Consider the following 15,628-nt stretch of genomic DNA (forward strand, 5'->3'; position numbering starts at 1 on the left):
GTCAGGTCTTGCGCCCCATCAGGCCTTCGGGACGCCAGATCAAGATGATCGCCATCAGCACGTACACGCCGATGCCGCTCAGCTCGGCAAAAAATACCTTGCCGAAGGTATCGACGAAGCCCACCAGCAGCGACGCGACCAGCGCGCCGGTGATGGAGCCGATGCCGCCGATCACCACCACCACGAAGCAGATGATCAGCACGCTGGCGCCCATGTTCGGGTACACCGACGACATCGGCGCCGCGATCATCCCCGCCAGCGCGGCCAGCGCCACGCCGGCCGCGAAGACGATGCGATAGAGCCGGCGGATGTCGATGCCCAGGCCGCGCACCATGTCGCGGTTGCTGGCGCCGGCGCGGATCATCATGCCCAGGCGCGTGCGGTTGACCACGTAGTACAGCCCGATCGCGAGCACGATGCAGGCGGCCGAGGCGAAGAGCCGGTACCACGGGTAGCTCATCAGGTCGCCGAGCGCGAAGCTGCCGCTCAGCCACGGCGGCACCGGCACGCCGTGCACGTCGTTGCCCACGAGGATCGAGCGCAGCTCCTCGAAGACGAGGATCAGGCCGTAGGTCATCAGCACCTGCTGCAAATGGTCGCGCTGGTAGAGGTAGCTGAAGAAGGCCCACTCCAGCACGTAGCCGAAGAGCGCCGTGAGCACCACGCCCGCCAGCAGCATCAGGATGAACTGGTCACCGAAGAGCGGCGACAGCGCGAACGCCATGTACGCGCCGACCATGTAGAAGCTGCCGTGGGCCAGGTTGATCACGCCCATGATGCCGAAGATCAGCGTCAGTCCGGAGGCCACCAGGAACAACAGAAGCCCGTACTGAACCGAATTCAGGCATTGGACAAGAAAGGTACCGAAGTCCACGACAGGTCGTCTTTCAAGGTTGGAGGCCGATCACATCTTGCAGCCGCGTGCCGGGTCGGCCAGGCCCTTCACGGCCACGTTCACGACCTTGTTCTCCTTGCCCTCGACCTTGCGCAGATAGATGTCCTGCACCGGGTTGTGCGACTTGCCCATGGTGAAGGCGCCGCGCGGGCTGTCGATCTTCGCCTTCTCGATGGCGGCGGCGAAGTCGGCCTTCTTGGTGATGTCGCCCTTGGTCGCGTTCAGGCCGATGGCCAGCATCTGCGCGGCGTCGTAGCCCTGCACGGCGTACACGTCGGGCTGCATCTTGAACATCTTGGCGTAGTCGGCGCGGAACTTGTTGTCGCGCGGGGTGTTCAGGCCGTCGGCATAGTGCAGCGTGGTGAGCATGCCTTGTGCCGCCTCGCCCTGCGCGTCCAGCGTGCCGTCGGTCAGGAAGCCGGGGCCGTAGAGCGGGATAGTCTTGTTCAGGCCCGCAGCCGCATAGTCCTTGACGAACTTCACCGCGCCGCCGCCCGCGAAGAAGGAATACACCGCATCGGGCTTGGCCGCCGCGATCTCGGTCAGCAGCGCCTGGAACTCGACGTTGGGGAAGGGCACGGTCAGCTGCTTGAGTACCTTGCCGCCGCCCTTCTCGAAGCCTTCCTTGAAGCCGGCCACCGACTCGTCGCCGGCCGCGTACTTCCAGGTGAGCGTCATCGCGGTCTTCTTGCCCTGCTTGGCCGCGACCTCGCCCATGGCGTAGGCCGGCTGCCAGTTCGAGAAGGAGCTGCGGAAGATGTTCTGCGCGCACATGGGGCCGGTCACCGCATCGGCACCGGCGTTGGGCACGATCAGCACGGTGCCGCTTTCCTTGGCGGCCTTGGCCATCGCCATCGCCACGCCGGAGTGCACGGTGCCGATGATGACATCGACGTTGTCGCGCTTGATCAGCTTGTTGACGTTGTCGGTGGCCTTGGCCGGGTCGGACTCGTCGTCGACCTTGATGTACTCGATCTCGCGGCCGCCGAGCTTGCCGCCGTGCTCCTCGACATTGAGCTTGAAGCCGTTCTCGATGGCCGTGCCGAGCGCGGCATACGTGCCGCTGAAGGGCAGCATCAGGCCGACCTTGAGCTTGCCTTGCTGGGCGTGGCCCAGCGTGGCGATGCAGGCCAGCGCCAGGGCGGTGAGCGTGCTGCGTGCTGTGGTGCGGGGGGTCATGGAGATCTCCTGTCGTCGTTGATGAATGAAACGGTCGCAACTATCGCTTTTTCGGGCTGGTCGCGATGCGGGGAATGCCCGCAGTCGGGGAGTTCCACCAATGTGGTGCCGGGCACGCGCTCGGCGATGCCGCGGACCTGCGCGAGTGTGCCGTACTCGTCGTCGATGCCCTGGATAGCAAGAACCGGGCAACGGATGGCATCGAGCTCGGCCTCGATGCTCCATTGCTTGAAAGGGGGATGGAGCCAGATGCGGTTCCAGCCCCAGAAGGCCGAATCGACATCGTCGTGGTAGCGGCCGAGCTTCTTCGGCAGGTCGGTCTCGAGGTAGGCCTGTCGTGCGAGCGCGATGTTGGCCACGGTCACGTCCTCGACGAAGATGTGCGGCGCCAGCACCACCAGGCCGGCGACGCGCTCCGGGAAGCGCGCCGCGTACAGCAGCGAGATGGAGCCGCCGTCGCTGTGGCCGAAGAGCCAGGGTTTCTCCTGCAGGCCGATGGCCTCGAAGAAGGCCGGCAGCACCTCGTGGGCCTGGCGGTGCATGAAGTCGACGTCCCAGATCTCGTCCGGCGCGCGCGGCGTGGAGCGCCCGTAGCCGGGGCGCGAGAACACCAGGCCGCGAAAACCCCCCGCGTCGCACAGGCGCTGCGGGAAGTCCTTCCACATCGCGATCGAGCCCAGGCCCTCGTGGAGGAAGACGAGGAGTGGGGCGTGTGTGCGTTCGGGGGCAATGCGCAGGTATTCGACGCGCACATCCTTCCCCCGCCAGCGGATGGCGGCGAACTCGGAGACTGCGTTCATGGTTTCGCCGCCGGGCCGCCCCAAGGCGAAACGCGCCCCCTCGGGGGGCAGAGAGGACACGAAGTGCCGAACGTGGGGGTCATGATTTCTCCCGCTCTCGCAGGCGGAAGCGCTGGATCTTGCCGGTGGCCGTCTTCGGCAGCTCCTCCACGAACTCGATGAAGCGGGGGTACTTGTAGGGCGCGAGCCGCTCTTTCACGAAGGCCTTCAGTTCCTCGTCCGTCACGCCCTGGCCAGCCTTGCGCACCACGTAGGCCTTGGTCTTGGTCAGCCCGTCGGCATCTTCCTTGCCGATCACCGCGGCCTCGAGCACGGCCGGGTGCTGCATCAGCGTGGCCTCGACCTCGAAGGGCGAGACGTAGATACCGCTCACCTTGAGCATGTCGTCGCTGCGGCCGGCGTAGGTGTAGTAGCCGTCGGCGTCGCGCGAGTACTTGTCGCCGCTCTTGGTCCAGCCCTCGCGGAAGGTCTCGGCGCTCTTCTCGGGGTTGCCCCAGTACATCACTGCGGTGCTGGGGCCCTTGATATAGAGATCGCCCACCTCGCCCACGCCGACGGGCTTGCCGTCCTCGCCGCGAAGCTCAATCGCATAGCCTTCGACCGGGCGGCCGGTGGTGCCGTAGCGGATGTCGCCAGGCCGGTTGGAGATGAAGATGTGCAGCATCTCCGTGGAGCCGATGCCGTCGATGATCTCGCAGCCGAAATGCTGCTTGAAGCGCTGCGCCAGCTCGCCCGGCAGCGCCTCGCCGGCGGAGGAGCACATGCGCAGCGACACCTGGTCGCGCGCGGGCAGGTTGGGCGAGGCGAGCATGCCGGCGAAGCCCGTCGGGGCGCCGAAGAAGACGGTGGGCTTGTGCTCGGAGGTCCAGCGCTTGAAGGTCGCATCGGGCGTCGGCCGCTCCGCCATCAGCAGCACGGTCGCGCCCACGGAGAGCGGGAAGGTCAGCCCATTGCCCAGCCCGTAGGCGAAGTAGAGCTTGGCGGCCGAGAAGCAGACGTCGTTCTCCGTCAGCCCCAGCACCGGCTTGCCGTAGAGCTCGGCCGTCCACCACGGGTTGCCGTGCGTGTGCACCGTGCCCTTGGGCTTGCCCGTGGAGCCGGAGGAATAGAGCCAGAAGGCATGGTCCTGCGGCGCGGTCGCGGCGGGCTCCGCCAGCGGCTCGTGGGCGGCGAGGGCCGCCTCGAATTCTTGCGCGCCCTCGGGCAGCGGGCCCGCCGGCTGCGAGACGAACAGCGCCTTCAGCGCATGCGAGCCCTTGCGCTGCGCATCCTGCAGCACCGACAGCAGCGCGCCGGAAACCAGCGCGGCCTTGGCGTCGCTGTTGGCCAGCATGTAGGCGTAGTCGTCCGAGGTCAGCAGCGTGTTGACGGCCACGGGCACGATGCCGGCGTAGAGGCAGCCGAGGAAGCTCACCGGCCAGTCGCTGCTGTCGAGCATCAGCAGCAGCGCGCGGTCGTCCCGCTTCACGCCGGCGGCGAGCAGGGCGGCGGCGAGCCGGCGCGCGCGCTCTTCCAGCTGGCCGTAGGGCAGGGTGCCGCGGTCGTCGACATAAGCGATCTTCTGCGCGCGGCTCCGGTTGAGGGCGAACAGGTGTTCGGCGAAATTGAATCGGGCGGGCGGGCTCATCGTGTTTTCTCCTCGGGTCATCCCTGTGTTGTTGCTCACGCCTGCGCCAGGCCCAGCTGCGCCAGCACGCCGGGGCTGGCCTGCACGGCGGCGCGGCGGTGGTAGAAGTCCAGCGCGCGCAGCCCGCCCAGCTCGGCGCCGCCGCCCGCCCGGCGGGGGCCGCCGTGCAGCGAATGGGGCATGACGTTGCCGTGGCCGGTGTGGGCCTGCGCGACGTCGGGCGTGATCACATGCACGCGGCCATGGCTGGCGGCGAGCTGGACCGCGGCCTGGCCCAGCGCGGCCTCGTCGGCGCCGTAGAGCGAGGTAACCAGCGAACCCTGGCCGCGATGCGCGAGCGCGATGGCGTGGTCGAGGTCCCGGTAGGGCAGCAGGGTGGCGACCGGGCCGAAGACCTCCACGTCATGCACCTGCTGTGCCGCGTCGGCATCGCGCGCGCCCAGCAGCACCGGGCCGATGCAGGCCGCGACGGCCGGGTCGGCATCGATCAGTTGCGCCTGGCTGCCGTCGTGCAGCACACCGGCCTGGGCCTTGAGTGCTTCCAGCCCCTCGCGCACGGCATTCAGCTGCGCGCGGCTCACCAGCGAGCCCATGCGCACGCCTTCGTTGCGTGGGTTGCCGACGGTGATGCCCCCGAGCTTGGCACCGATCGCTTCGGCCGTTGCGTCGTACAAGGCGGCCGGCACGAGGATGCGGCGGATCGCGGTGCACTTCTGGCCCGACTTGACGGTCATCTCGCGCACCACCTCGCGCACCAGCAGCTTGAAACTCTCGCTGTCCGGCGCGGCGTCGGGCAGCAGCAGGGCCGAGTTGAGGCTGTCGGCTTCGATGTTCACGCGCACCGAGCGCTGCGCCACCGCGGCATGCGAGCGGATCACCGCGCCGGTGTCGGCCGAGCCGGTGAAGGAGACCACGTCGAAGCCTTGCAGTTGGTCCATCAATCCCGCGGAACTGCCGCAGACGATCGACAGCGCGCCGGCCGGCAGCACGCCCGCCTCGACCACGTCGCGCACCATGCGCTGCGTGAGCCAGGCGGTGGCGGTGGCGGGCTTCACGATCACCGGCACGCCAGAGAGCAGGGCCGGTGCCGCCTTCTCCCACAGGCCCCACGACGGGAAGTTGAAGGCGTTGATGAAGAGCGCCACGCCGCGCGTAGGCACCTGCAGGTGCTGCGACTGGAACACGGGCTCCTTGCCCAGCTTGACCGCGTCGCCGTCGCGCAACGCGCGCACGTCGCCCAGCGCGTCGCCCCATTTGGCGTACTGGCCGAGGGTGAAGATGGCGCCATCGATGTCCACGGCCGAGTCGTTCTTCACCGTGCCGGAGTTGGCGGTGGCGATCTCGTAGTAGGCATCGCGGTTGGCCTGCAGCACCTTCACGACCGCGGCCAGCAGGCCGGCGCGCTGTTTGTACGTCAGCGCGCGCAGCGCCGCGCCCCCGGTTTCGCGCGCGAAGCCGAAGGCCTCGGCCAGATCAAGGCCGCCCGCATCGACGCGAACCAGCTCCGTGCCCAGCACCGGATCGAAGAGCGGCGTTCCGGCGCCGCTGCCGGCCTGCCAGCGGCCGGCGATGTAGTTGGAGAGAAGTTCTGTCATTTCATGGGCTCCGGTTTTGATCGGGGGGCACCGCGGAACCGGCTTTGCCGGGCCGCTGGTGCCGCCCCCGGTGAGGGGGTGGGCGGCTACACGAAGTGAGCCAATCTGGGGGAGAGCGTCATTTGCTGAAGTGGATTTGCCCCTCGGGCAGCAGATAGAGCACGAGGGCGCGGCCCTGGGCCACGGTCGGGTGGTGCGCCGATCCCGGCGGATAGACGCACCAGCCCGCCGGCCGGCCGTCGAAGGTCGCATCGCCTTCCAGCGGCATGATCAGGTCGACCTCGCCGTTCGGATGCGTGTGGTGCGGCCCTTCGATGTCCTGCATGTCCACCACGTCGACCGAGAACCGGTGCAGCTCGTCATCGGCCTTGAACACGCGGCCGTACTTGATGCCGCCGCCCTCGCGGTCGCACAGCCAGCCTTCGGTCACGCCGTCGATGCAGGCCTGTTTCAGGCGCTCGTAGGTCTCGCTGCCGGCGCCATGCACGGTGTTGAGCCAGCGGTCGAGCTCGGCGTCGAGCGGGCGGCCGGCGATCTGCGAGGTCACGTCGGCGACGATCTGGTGGAAGGATTCCTTGGACATCGTGGTGCGCTCATTCATGGGTGGAAAGAGAAACTTGCGGCAAACGGCTGCGTGCAGTATCTTGCCTGTGCATGAACCATAAGCACCGACACAAAAGGTGTCAAGCAATATAGTGCATCTATGGTGTTTACCCGGATAAGACAGGACCGCGTAGCGGAAGGAGCGACATGAATGACCGAGCCGAGGCGGTGCTGAGCGCACCCGCCGATGCGGCCCCACCGGCCGATGAAGCGAAGAACCCGCTGCTGGTGGCGCTGGGCGAGCGCGTGCGCAACCTGCGCGCGCGCCGGGGCCTCACGCGCAAGGCGGTGGCGCAGGCGGCCGATGTCTCGGAGCGGCACCTGGCCAATCTCGAGTACGGCATCGGCAACGCCTCCATCCTGGTGCTGCAGCAGGTGGCGACCGCCTTGCACTGCTCGCTGGCCGAGCTGGTGGGCGACGTGACGACCAGCTCGCCCGAGTGGCTGCTGATCCGCGAGCTGCTGGAGCGCCGCGGCGAGGCCGACCTGCGGCGCGCCCGCATCGCCCTGGGCGAACTGCTGGGCACCGCCGCCGGCGACCCGGCGCGCCATCGCCGCATCGCGCTGGTCGGCCTGCGCGGCGCCGGCAAGTCGACCCTGGGCCAGATGCTGGCGGACGATCTCGACGTGCCCTTCATCGAGCTCAGCCGCGAGATCGAGAAGCTCGCCGGCTGCAGCGTGCGCGAGATCCACGACCTGTACGGCACCAACGCCTACCGCCGCTACGAGCGCCGCGCGCTCGAAGAGACGATCCAGATCTACAGCGAGGTGGTGATCGCCACCCCCGGCGGCATCGTCTCCGACCCTGCCACCTTCAACGAGTTGCTGTCGCACTGCACCACCGTCTGGCTGCAGGCCGCCCCCGAGGAGCACATGGGCCGCGTCGCCGCCCAGGGCGACACCCGCCCGATGGCCGCCAGCAAGGAAGCCATGGACGACCTGCGCCGCATCCTGGCCGGACGCGCCGCCTTCTATTCCAAGGCCGATCTCGGCGTGGACACCACCGGGCGGGACTTGGCCGAGAGCTTCCAGGTGCTGCGCACGGCGGTGCGCGAGGCGATGAGCCGGAGCTGAAGGCCGGATCGGTCCGTGCATTTGTAATAAAGCAGCCAGCAGCTTGACGCGCCCGGAAACATGCAGCATGATGCATGTCACGCCGATCGATAACTGCACTATTATTCATTGACCCCAGGCACCCAGGAGACCGCGACATGACCGAGACCGCTGCCCATCCCGCCCGCGTCGACTACCGCACCGACCCGACCCAATACCGCCACTGGAAGCTCAGCGTCGAGGGCGCCGTGGCTCGCCTGTCGCTGGACATCGCCGAGGACGGCGGCATCCGCCCCGGCTACAAGCTCAAGCTCAACAGCTACGACCTGGGCGTGGACATCGAGCTGCACGACGCGCTCAACCGCGTGCGCTTCGAGCATCCGCAAGTGCGCACGGTGATCGTCACCAGCGCCAAGGACCGCATCTTCTGCTCGGGCGCCAACATCTTCATGCTGGGCGTCTCCAGCCACGCCTGGAAAGTGAACTTCTGCAAGTTCACCAACGAGACGCGCAACGGCATCGAGGATTCGTCGAAGCACTCGGGCCTCAAGTTCATCGCCGCCGTCAACGGCGCCTGCGCCGGCGGCGGCTACGAGCTGGCGCTGGCCTGCGACGAGATCCTGCTGGTGGACGACCGCTCCTCCTCCGTCTCGCTGCCCGAGGTGCCGCTGCTGGGCGTGCTGCCCGGCACCGGCGGCCTGACCCGCGTGACCGACAAGCGCCACGTGCGCCACGACCTGGCCGACATCTTCTGCACCAGCGTCGAAGGCGTGCGCGGCCAGCGCGCGGTGGAGTGGCGCCTGGTCGATGCGATCGCCAAGCCCGCGCAGTTCGCCGCCGCCGTGCAGGAGCGCGCCGCCAAGCTGGCCGAGGGCAGCAACCGCCCGGCCGCCGCCACGGGCGTGACCCTGACGCGCGTCGAGCGCGAAGACGGCCCGGACAGCATCCGCTATGAATTCGTCACCGTCGAGATCGACCGCGCCCGCCGCACCGCCGCGCTGACCATCAAGGCCCCGAGTGGCGAGCAACCCACTGACATCGCCGGCATCGAGGCCGCCGGCGCCGCCTGGTGGCCGCTCGCGATGGCGCGCCAGCTCGACGACGCCATCCTCAACCTGCGCACCAACGAGCTCGACGTCGGCACCTGGCTGCTCAAGACCGAGGGCGATGCCCAGGCCGTGCTCGCCAGCGACCAGACCCTGCTCGCGAACAAGGACCATTGGCTGGTGCGCGAGACCATCGGCGCGCTGCGCCGCACGCTGGCCCGCCTGGACGTCTCCTCGCGCAGCCTGTTCGCGCTGATCGAGCCCGGCTCCTGCTTCGCCGGCACCCTGGCCGAGCTGGCCTTCGCGGCCGACCGCGCCTACATGCTCGCCCTGCCCGACGAGCCCGAGCGCGCGCCCAAGCTCGTGCTCGACGAGTTCAACTTCGGCTTTTTCCCGATGGTCAACGACCAGAGCCGCCTGCAGCGCCGCTTCTACGAAGAGTCCGCACCGCTGGAGGCGGCCCGCGCCGCCGCCGGCAAGCCGCTCGATGCCGACGAAGCGTTCAAGCTCGGGCTCGTCACCGCGGCGCCGGACGACATCGACTGGGACGACGAGATCCGCATCGCCATCGAGGAGCGCGCCGCCATGTCGCCCGACGCCCTCACCGGCCTGGAGGCCAACCTGCGCTTTTCCAGCCAGGAGAACATGCTGACCCGCATCTTCGGCCGGCTCACCGCCTGGCAGAACTGGATCTTCAACCGCCCGAACGCCGTCGGCGAGAAGGGTGCGCTGAAGGTCTACGGCACCGGCGAGAAAGCCGGCTTCGACTTGAACCGCGTCTGAACGTCTGACTTTGCAAGGAACAACGATGAGCACGATCAACTACAGCGAGAAGATCCCCAACAACGTCAACCTGGGCGAAGACCGCACGCTGCAGCGCGCGCTGGAGGGCTGGCAGCCCAACTTCATCCACTGGTGGGACGACGTCGGCCCGGACGACTCCACGAACTACGAGGTTTACCTCCGTACGGCCGTGAGCGTCGATCCGAACGGCTGGGCCCAGTTCGGCCACGTGAAGATGCGCGACTACCGCTGGGGCATCTTCCTGAACCCGGGCGACGCCAACCGCGAGATCCACTTCGGCGACCACAAGGGCGAGAAGGCCTGGCAGGACGTGCCCGGCGAGCACCGCGCCAACCTGCGCCGCATCATCGTCACGCAGGGCGACACCGAACCCGCATCGGTCGAGCAGCAGCGCCACCTCGGCCTGACCTGCCCGAGCCAGTACGACCTGCGCAACCTGTACCAGGTCAACGTCGAGGAAGGCCGCCACCTGTGGGCCATGGTCTACCTGCTGCACAAGTATTTCGGCCGCGACGGACGCGAAGAGGCCGAGGCGCTGCTGCAGCGTGAGTCCGGCGACCAGGACAACCCGCGCATCCTCGGTGCCTTCAACGAGAAGACGCCGGACTGGCTGGCCTTCTTCATGTTCACCTACTTCACCGACCGCGACGGCAAGTTCCAGCTGTCGGCCCTGGCCGAGAGCGCCTTCGATCCGCTGGCGCGCACGACGAAGTTCATGCTGACGGAAGAAGCGCACCACATGTTCGTGGGCGAGAGCGGCGTCTCGCGTGTGCTGCAGCGCACCGCGCAGGTGATGAACGAGCTCAAGACCGACGACCCGCAGAAGGTGCGCGCGGCGGGTGCCATCGACCTCGGCACCATCCAGCGCTACCTGAACTTCCACTACAGCGTGACCATCGACTTGTTCGGCGCCGACCAGTCGAGCAACGCCGCCATCTTCTACAGCTCCGGCCTAAAGGGCCGCTACGAAGAAGGCAAGCGCACCGACGACCACGTGCTCAAGGGCCAGACCTACAAGGTGCTCGAAGTCCAGAACGGCCAGCTGGTCGAGAAGGATGTGCCGATGCTGAACGCGCTCAACGAAGTGCTGCGCGACGACTTCATCAAGGACTCGGTCGCCGGCGTGAGCCGCTGGAACAAGGTGCTCGAAAAGGCCGGCATTCCCACGCGACTGACCGTCCCGCACAAGGCCTTCAACCGCCAGATCGGCGCGCTGGCCGGCATCAAGATGTCGCCCGACGGCCGCGTGGTGAACGAGGCCGAGTGGGCCGCGAAGAAGAGCGAATGGCTGCCCACGCCCGAAGACTTCGCTTTCGTGGCATCGTTGATGGGCCGCGTGGTCGACCCCGGCAAGTTCGCCGGCTGGATTGCGCCGCCGGTGATGGGCATCAACCGCCAGCCGGTGGATTTCGAGTACGTCCGCTTCGGGTGACTGTTGCTCGGGTGACTGTTGCTCGCCCCCAGGTTGCCCGGCACTTCGTGTCCGGGCGCCCACCCCCTACCGGGGGCAACACCAGCGGCCCGGCGAAGCCGGCTCCGCGGTGTTTCACGAAGGGGCCTGCGCTTTGCGCGGCCTTGGGGCGATACAAGGCCCTGAACGGTTATGGGCCGTTGGGCGGCAAAGGAGATAAATCATGGACACGGCCACCATCCAAATCGGCGTCATCAAGCAGCACCTGATCGACCCCGAGATCTGCATCCGCTGCAACACCTGCGAGGCCACCTGCCCCGTCAACGCCATCACCCACGATGACCGCAACTACGTGGTGCGTGCCGATGTCTGCAACGGCTGCATGGCGTGTATCTCGCCCTGCCCGACAGGCTCCATCGACAACTGGCGCACCATGCCCGTGGCGCGCGCGTACTCGATCGAGGAGCAGCTCACCTGGGACGAACTGCCCGCCGAGCTCACGCCCGAGCAGCTGGAAGCCGAGGGCATCGCTTCTTCCGACGAGGTCGTGATCCAGGCGCAGGCGGCGGCCGCGCCGCAGCCGCCCTCCGGACCCGGCGAAGTGGCTTTCAACTCCGCGCAGTACGGTGCCACCGTGCCGCCCTGGTCGGCCGCGCATGCCTACACCAACCTGTTCCCGCCGAAGAGCCCGACCACCGCCACCGTAGTCGGCAACTTCAACTGCACCGAGGCCGGCTACGAGAACCAGACGCACCACGTCGTGCTGGACTTCGGCGCCATGCCCTTCCCGGTGCTGGAGGGCCAGTCGATCGCCATCATCCCGCCGGGCACCGATGCCAACGGCAAGCCGCACTTCGCGCGCCAGTACTCCATCGCCAGCCCGCGCAACGGCGAGCGGCCCGGCTACAACAACATTTCGCTGACGGTGAAGCGGGTGCTCCAGGACCACCACGGCAACCCCGTGCGCGGTGTCTGCAGCAACTACGTGTGCGACCTCAAGGTCGGCGACAAGGTGCAGGTCATCGGGCCCTTCGGCACATCGTTCCTGATGCCCAACCATCCGAAGTCGCACATCGTGATGATCTGCACCGGCACCGGCAGCGCGCCTATGCGGGCGATGACCGAGTGGCGCCGCCGCCTGCGCAAGAGCGGCAAGTTCGAGAGCGGCAAGCTCCTGCTCTTCTTCGGCGCGCGCACCCAGCAGGAGCTGCCCTACTTCGGCCCGCTGCAGACCCTGCCCAAGGACTTCATCGACATCAACTTCGCCTTCTCGCGCACGCCGGGCCAACCCAAGCGCTACGTGCAGGACGCAATGCGCGAGCGCGCCGCGGACCTGGCCGCATTGCTGAAGGATGGGCAGAGCCACTTCTATGTCTGCGGCCTCAAGAGCATGGAAGAGGGAGTGGTGCTCGCGCTGCGTGACGTGGCGGCGGAGGCAGGCCTGGACTGGGACACGGTCGGCGCCGCGCTCAAGCGCGAAGGGCGCCTGCACCTCGAGACCTACTAAGCTCGGGGCATGAAGTTCGCCGAATTCCACGTGGGCCAGGTCATCGAGGCCGGGCCCTATCTCGTCACCGAGGCCGAGCTGCTGCAGTTCGCCAAGGCCTATGACCCGCAGTGGTTCCACACCGACACCGCGGCAGCCGCGGAGGGTCCCTTCGGTGGACTGATCGCGAGTGGATGGCACACCGGCGGCATCGCGATGCGGCTGGTGACCGATGCGGCATTGGCCGGCTCGGAGTCTTTTGCCTCGCCGGGCCTGGCGTATGTGAAGTGGCCCAACCCCGTGCGGCCCGGCGATGCGCTGCGCCTCGTCGCGGATGTGATCGAGGTGCGGCGTTCGGAGAAGCGTCCGACGCTGGGCATCTTGCGGTGGAGATGGCGGCTGTTCAATCAGCGGGAGCAATTGGCGCTGGATCTGGAGGCGACGAGCTTGTTCAAGCTCGAGGTCTAAACAACGCTTGAGCCGCGATCGTGACCGCCGGCGGCCAAACCCTGCTGGAGTACGCCTATGACGCCGCTGGCCGGGTGTACTCGCTGACCCAGCAGGTTGCCCGGCCGGATAACCCAGCCGGCCCCAACATGACGGTGAGCATCGCGCCCGTCAGCAGGGAAAGAGTTGTGGACGCGTACCAACTTTGACGGTCCTTCTCCTGGATTGGCATATGGAAACGGAAGAATCTGTCGGCTGAGAGTCCTGAGGTTGCAATTGGAGCCTCAAGTCCAAAGCGCAAACTCCTCATTCATCCGGCATGGATCCCTCGGCTACGACGACCCCTGCGACCGCACCGCTCTAGTCTTCGCTGCCAGCACCAACCCAATCCCCCCGAGAATCGCGACCGAGCAGAGCATCAATCGCGGCGTAATCGCCTCCGACAGAAAAATCACCCCCCCGAAAGCCGCAATCAGCGGCACCGACAGCTGCACCGTCGCCGCCCGCATCGCCGACAACCCAGGCAGCGCCGCATACCAGATCACATACCCGATGCCCGAGGTCAGCGCGCCCGAGGCCACGGCGAGCGCGACGCCGGCCGCATCGGCGTGCGCGCTGCCGGCCAACACGACGCTCAGCGCCAATGCCATCGGCGCCGCCCGCACGAAGTTGCGCGCCGTCGCGGCCAGCGGGTCGGCCACGCCCCGCCCGCGCAGCGAATACACGCCCCAGGCCACGCCCGCGACTGCCATCAGCGTCGCGCCCAACGGCGGCGGCGCCGCCACGCCCGGTGACACCAGGTAGACCAACCCCGCAACCGCCAGCACAAAGCCCGACCACGCCACCGGCCCGAACATCTCGCCCGCGCGCAGCCCGGCGCCGAGCATCGTGAGCTGCACCGCGCCGAACAGAATCAGCGCCCCGGTCCCGGCCGGCAGGCTGAGGTAGGCGAAGGAAAAGAAAGCGACATACGCGAACAGCATCGCCGCCGCCAGCCAGTCCGCGCGCCCGCCCGCCTCCGGCCGAGAGCGAAGGCGCACGACCAGCGCGAGCGTGAGCGCGCCCGCCACCAGCCGGATGCTGCCGAAGCTGGCCGCGTCGATGCCGCCTTGCTGCAGCGCCATGCGGCACAGCAGCGAGTTGGCCGCGAAGGCCAGCATGGCCGCGACGGTGAGAGCGACGACCCGCAAGCCGGGCGGGCCGTCGCGCGGCTCAGGCATGAAGGACCACCAGCAACGCGGCCCCGCCCAGCAGCGCGACGCCCAGCGGCGCGCTGAGCCGCCGGCCCCACGGAACGTTCTTCTCGACCGCCATCAGCGCAGCCAGCAACAGCATCCAGCCCAGGCTGCCGGTGCCCATCGCGAACATCAGCAGCATCAGCGCCCAGCAGCAGCCCACGCAGAACAGGCCGTGGTGCGCGCCCAGCGCGAAGGCCTGGCGCGCCGGCGCCGGCCCGCGCCAGTGCGCCATGACGAAGCCCAGCGGCGTGCGGCATTTGTCCAGGCACCGGTGCTTGAGCCGGCTGAACTGGAAGGCGCCGGCCAGCGCAAGGGTCGCGGCGCCGATCAGCCAGCCGTGCCACGCCAGCGTGGGCGAGCGCGCCAGCAGCGCGAGGATCAGCTCGTGCAGCCCGTGCGCGAGCAGCCCGAAGACGCCCCACACCGCCATGTAGCCCAGGCCGAGCAGCGCGAGCAGGCGCCCATGGTCCGGCCGCCGCGCCGTCATGCGGTCGAACACGTCGAACAGGGGCAGGGTGGTGGGCAGCATCATGGCCGCGGTCATGAGGATCCAGGCCAGGGCATAGAGCATCGCCGGCACCAGCAGCTCGCCTGCGGGCAGGGCGCGGCAGAGGGAGGCCGCGGGCCCCGAAGCCAGCCAGTCGCCGTGCTCGAGGTAGCGCCCGTAGGGGCTGCGGGCCCACGCCCACAGCGCCACCCAGGCCAGCGCGACGAGGGCCACGAGCAGCGGCAGGAACACCCGCCGATGGCGCGCGGCGCCGGGGCGAAGCCGGGCCGGCCGCGCGATGCCCGCAGGGGCGTCCATCGCCTCACCGCTTCAGGCGTCGAAGACGAAGGTGCTCTGCAGCGCGTTGTGGTTCTTGATGTCGACGTCGATGCCCAACGCGGCGTTCTTCGAGCGATAGACCGGCGCCTTGCCGACGAAGACCGGCGCGCCCGGCACGGTGGAGAACACGGTGTCCGACAGCACCGTCTGCCCGCCGGTCGCGCCGCGGTAGGGTTCGAGCTCGGCGTAGTAGGCGGTGCCGATCTCGAGCTTGCCCTTGCCCTCGTTCACATGGAAGCCGATGGGCGCCCGCTCCACCGACACCACCGTGCCGATCAGCTTGGCCAGGTCTGCGATCGGCCCGCCGGCCTGTCCGGTATAGACCTTGAGCAGCGCTTCCTCCTGCTCCTTGGAGGCGTTGTCGTCCACGAAGATCGCCGCCGTCCAGTTGCCTTCCAGGATGTTGCCGGGCACATGGGCCACGGCTGCGATGGTGTTGCCGCCGACGTCGAGGCCATCGACCGTTCCCTTGTCGATGCGCCACGCGACGATGGTGTCGCAGGTGCCGTTGTCCGGGTCCTCGCCGATCCAGCAGGGGCACAGCACGTTGCAGTTGCAGACCTCGAGCAGGCGACCTTCCAGGTGATAGCTCATTGCGACCTCCGTTGCAGCATCACT

Annotated in this window: 15 protein-coding genes; 6 read left to right on the forward strand and 9 right to left on the reverse strand. The window is 68.1% G+C overall.

Translation table 11 applies throughout. From position 1 onward, the window contains the following. Window position 1 precedes the first annotated feature (1 nt). The 6 genes from E5P3_RS00565 to E5P3_RS00590 form a co-directional block, all read right to left on the reverse strand. Window positions 2-874, reverse strand: a complete 873-nt coding sequence (locus tag E5P3_RS00565) for a branched-chain amino acid ABC transporter permease (RefSeq protein WP_162584211.1) — start codon at window positions 872-874, stop codon at window positions 2-4. A gap of 30 nt (window positions 875-904) precedes the next feature. Then, entirely contained in the window at window positions 905-2,074 is a 1,170-nt protein-coding gene (locus tag E5P3_RS00570; protein WP_162584212.1) for an ABC transporter substrate-binding protein, read from the reverse strand. Continuing rightward, window positions 2,071-2,874 (reverse strand): alpha/beta fold hydrolase, encoded by an 804-nt coding sequence (locus E5P3_RS00575; RefSeq protein ID WP_162584213.1) that lies wholly within the window; start codon window positions 2,872-2,874, stop codon window positions 2,071-2,073. Before E5P3_RS00575 ends, E5P3_RS00570 begins: the two co-directional genes overlap by 4 nt. A 79-nt stretch (window positions 2,875-2,953) precedes the next feature. Then, window positions 2,954-4,501 (reverse strand): benzoate-CoA ligase family protein, encoded by a 1,548-nt coding sequence (locus E5P3_RS00580; RefSeq protein ID WP_162584214.1) that lies wholly within the window; start codon window positions 4,499-4,501, stop codon window positions 2,954-2,956. A 35-nt stretch (window positions 4,502-4,536) separates the two neighbouring features. Further along, a complete protein-coding gene (locus tag E5P3_RS00585) occupies window positions 4,537-6,096 on the reverse strand; it encodes a 3,4-dehydroadipyl-CoA semialdehyde dehydrogenase (RefSeq protein ID WP_162584215.1) in 1,560 nt (519 codons plus the stop codon). A gap of 118 nt (window positions 6,097-6,214) precedes the next feature. Beyond that, window positions 6,215-6,679, reverse strand: coding sequence for a 4-hydroxylaminobenzoate lyase (locus E5P3_RS00590; protein ID WP_162584216.1), 465 nt, complete (start codon window positions 6,677-6,679; stop codon window positions 6,215-6,217). A gap of 167 nt (window positions 6,680-6,846) precedes the next feature. On the opposite strand from E5P3_RS00590, the gene E5P3_RS00595 reads away from it, so the two are divergent. The 6 genes from E5P3_RS00595 (at window position 6,847) to E5P3_RS00620 (ending at window position 13,155) form a co-directional block, all read left to right on the forward strand. Continuing rightward, window positions 6,847-7,773 (forward strand): helix-turn-helix transcriptional regulator, encoded by a 927-nt coding sequence (locus E5P3_RS00595; RefSeq protein WP_162584217.1) that lies wholly within the window; start codon window positions 6,847-6,849, stop codon window positions 7,771-7,773. A gap of 137 nt (window positions 7,774-7,910) precedes the next feature. Beyond that, window positions 7,911-9,581 carry a 2,3-epoxybenzoyl-CoA dihydrolase gene (gene boxC / locus E5P3_RS00600; protein WP_162584218.1) on the forward strand — a complete coding sequence of 557 codons (1,671 nt, stop codon included), beginning with the start codon at window positions 7,911-7,913 and terminating at the stop codon, window positions 9,579-9,581. Between the two features lie 25 nt (window positions 9,582-9,606). Further along, entirely contained in the window at window positions 9,607-11,034 is a 1,428-nt protein-coding gene (boxB, locus tag E5P3_RS00605) for a benzoyl-CoA 2,3-epoxidase subunit BoxB (RefSeq protein ID WP_162584219.1), read from the forward strand. Window positions 11,035-11,236: 202 nt separating this feature from the next. Continuing rightward, window positions 11,237-12,520 carry a benzoyl-CoA 2,3-epoxidase subunit BoxA gene (gene boxA / locus E5P3_RS00610; protein ID WP_162584220.1) on the forward strand — a complete coding sequence of 428 codons (1,284 nt, stop codon included), beginning with the start codon at window positions 11,237-11,239 and terminating at the stop codon, window positions 12,518-12,520. A 9-nt stretch (window positions 12,521-12,529) separates the two neighbouring features. Continuing rightward, complete coding sequence (locus E5P3_RS00615; RefSeq protein ID WP_162584221.1) at window positions 12,530-12,967, forward strand: MaoC family dehydratase; 438 nt, start codon at window positions 12,530-12,532, stop codon at window positions 12,965-12,967. Between the two features lie 20 nt (window positions 12,968-12,987). Then, window positions 12,988-13,155 carry a hypothetical protein gene (locus E5P3_RS00620; RefSeq protein WP_162584222.1) on the forward strand — a complete coding sequence of 56 codons (168 nt, stop codon included), beginning with the start codon at window positions 12,988-12,990 and terminating at the stop codon, window positions 13,153-13,155. A 123-nt stretch (window positions 13,156-13,278) separates the two neighbouring features. Here E5P3_RS00620 and E5P3_RS00625 read toward each other — a convergent pair whose 3' ends face one another. The 3 genes from E5P3_RS00625 to E5P3_RS00635 are packed head-to-tail and all read right to left on the reverse strand — an operon-like array spanning window position 13,279 to window position 15,604. Continuing rightward, window positions 13,279-14,166, reverse strand: coding sequence for a DMT family transporter (locus E5P3_RS00625; RefSeq protein ID WP_162584223.1), 888 nt, complete (start codon window positions 14,164-14,166; stop codon window positions 13,279-13,281). Then, window positions 14,159-14,989, reverse strand: a complete 831-nt coding sequence (locus tag E5P3_RS00630) for a DUF2182 domain-containing protein (protein WP_162584224.1) — start codon at window positions 14,987-14,989, stop codon at window positions 14,159-14,161. The genes E5P3_RS00625 and E5P3_RS00630 overlap by 8 nt, the downstream gene beginning before the upstream one ends. A 12-nt stretch (window positions 14,990-15,001) precedes the next feature. Next, window positions 15,002-15,604, reverse strand: a complete 603-nt coding sequence (locus tag E5P3_RS00635) for a DUF1326 domain-containing protein (RefSeq protein WP_162584225.1) — start codon at window positions 15,602-15,604, stop codon at window positions 15,002-15,004. Window positions 15,605-15,628 lie beyond the last annotated feature (24 nt).

It is taken from the genome of Variovorax sp. RA8 (genome assembly GCF_901827175.1).
Lineage (GTDB): Bacteria > Pseudomonadota > Gammaproteobacteria > Burkholderiales > Burkholderiaceae_C > Variovorax.

Bases quoted from the DNA above. Each gene is read 5' to 3' on its own strand.
- E5P3_RS00580 (WP_162584214.1), bottom strand. From the start codon at position 4,501: ATGAGCCCGCCCGCCCGATTCAATTTCGCCGAACACCTGTTCGCCCTC.
- boxB (WP_162584219.1), top strand. From the start codon at position 9,607: ATGAGCACGATCAACTACAGCGAGAAGATCCCCAACAACGTCAACCTG.
- E5P3_RS00595 (WP_162584217.1), top strand. From the start codon at position 6,847: ATGAATGACCGAGCCGAGGCGGTGCTGAGCGCACCCGCCGATGCGGCC.
- E5P3_RS00575 (WP_162584213.1), bottom strand. From the start codon at position 2,874: ATGAACGCAGTCTCCGAGTTCGCCGCCATCCGCTGGCGGGGGAAGGAT.
- E5P3_RS00585 (WP_162584215.1), bottom strand. From the start codon at position 6,096: ATGACAGAACTTCTCTCCAACTACATCGCCGGCCGCTGGCAGGCCGGC.
- E5P3_RS00630 (WP_162584224.1), bottom strand. From the start codon at position 14,989: ATGGACGCCCCTGCGGGCATCGCGCGGCCGGCCCGGCTTCGCCCCGGC.
- E5P3_RS00625 (WP_162584223.1), bottom strand. From the start codon at position 14,166: ATGCCTGAGCCGCGCGACGGCCCGCCCGGCTTGCGGGTCGTCGCTCTC.
- E5P3_RS00635 (WP_162584225.1), bottom strand. From the start codon at position 15,604: ATGAGCTATCACCTGGAAGGTCGCCTGCTCGAGGTCTGCAACTGCAAC.
- E5P3_RS00590 (WP_162584216.1), bottom strand. From the start codon at position 6,679: ATGTCCAAGGAATCCTTCCACCAGATCGTCGCCGACGTGACCTCGCAG.
- E5P3_RS00615 (WP_162584221.1), top strand. From the start codon at position 12,530: ATGAAGTTCGCCGAATTCCACGTGGGCCAGGTCATCGAGGCCGGGCCC.
- boxC (WP_162584218.1), top strand. From the start codon at position 7,911: ATGACCGAGACCGCTGCCCATCCCGCCCGCGTCGACTACCGCACCGAC.
- E5P3_RS00570 (WP_162584212.1), bottom strand. From the start codon at position 2,074: ATGACCCCCCGCACCACAGCACGCAGCACGCTCACCGCCCTGGCGCTG.
- boxA (WP_162584220.1), top strand. From the start codon at position 11,237: ATGGACACGGCCACCATCCAAATCGGCGTCATCAAGCAGCACCTGATC.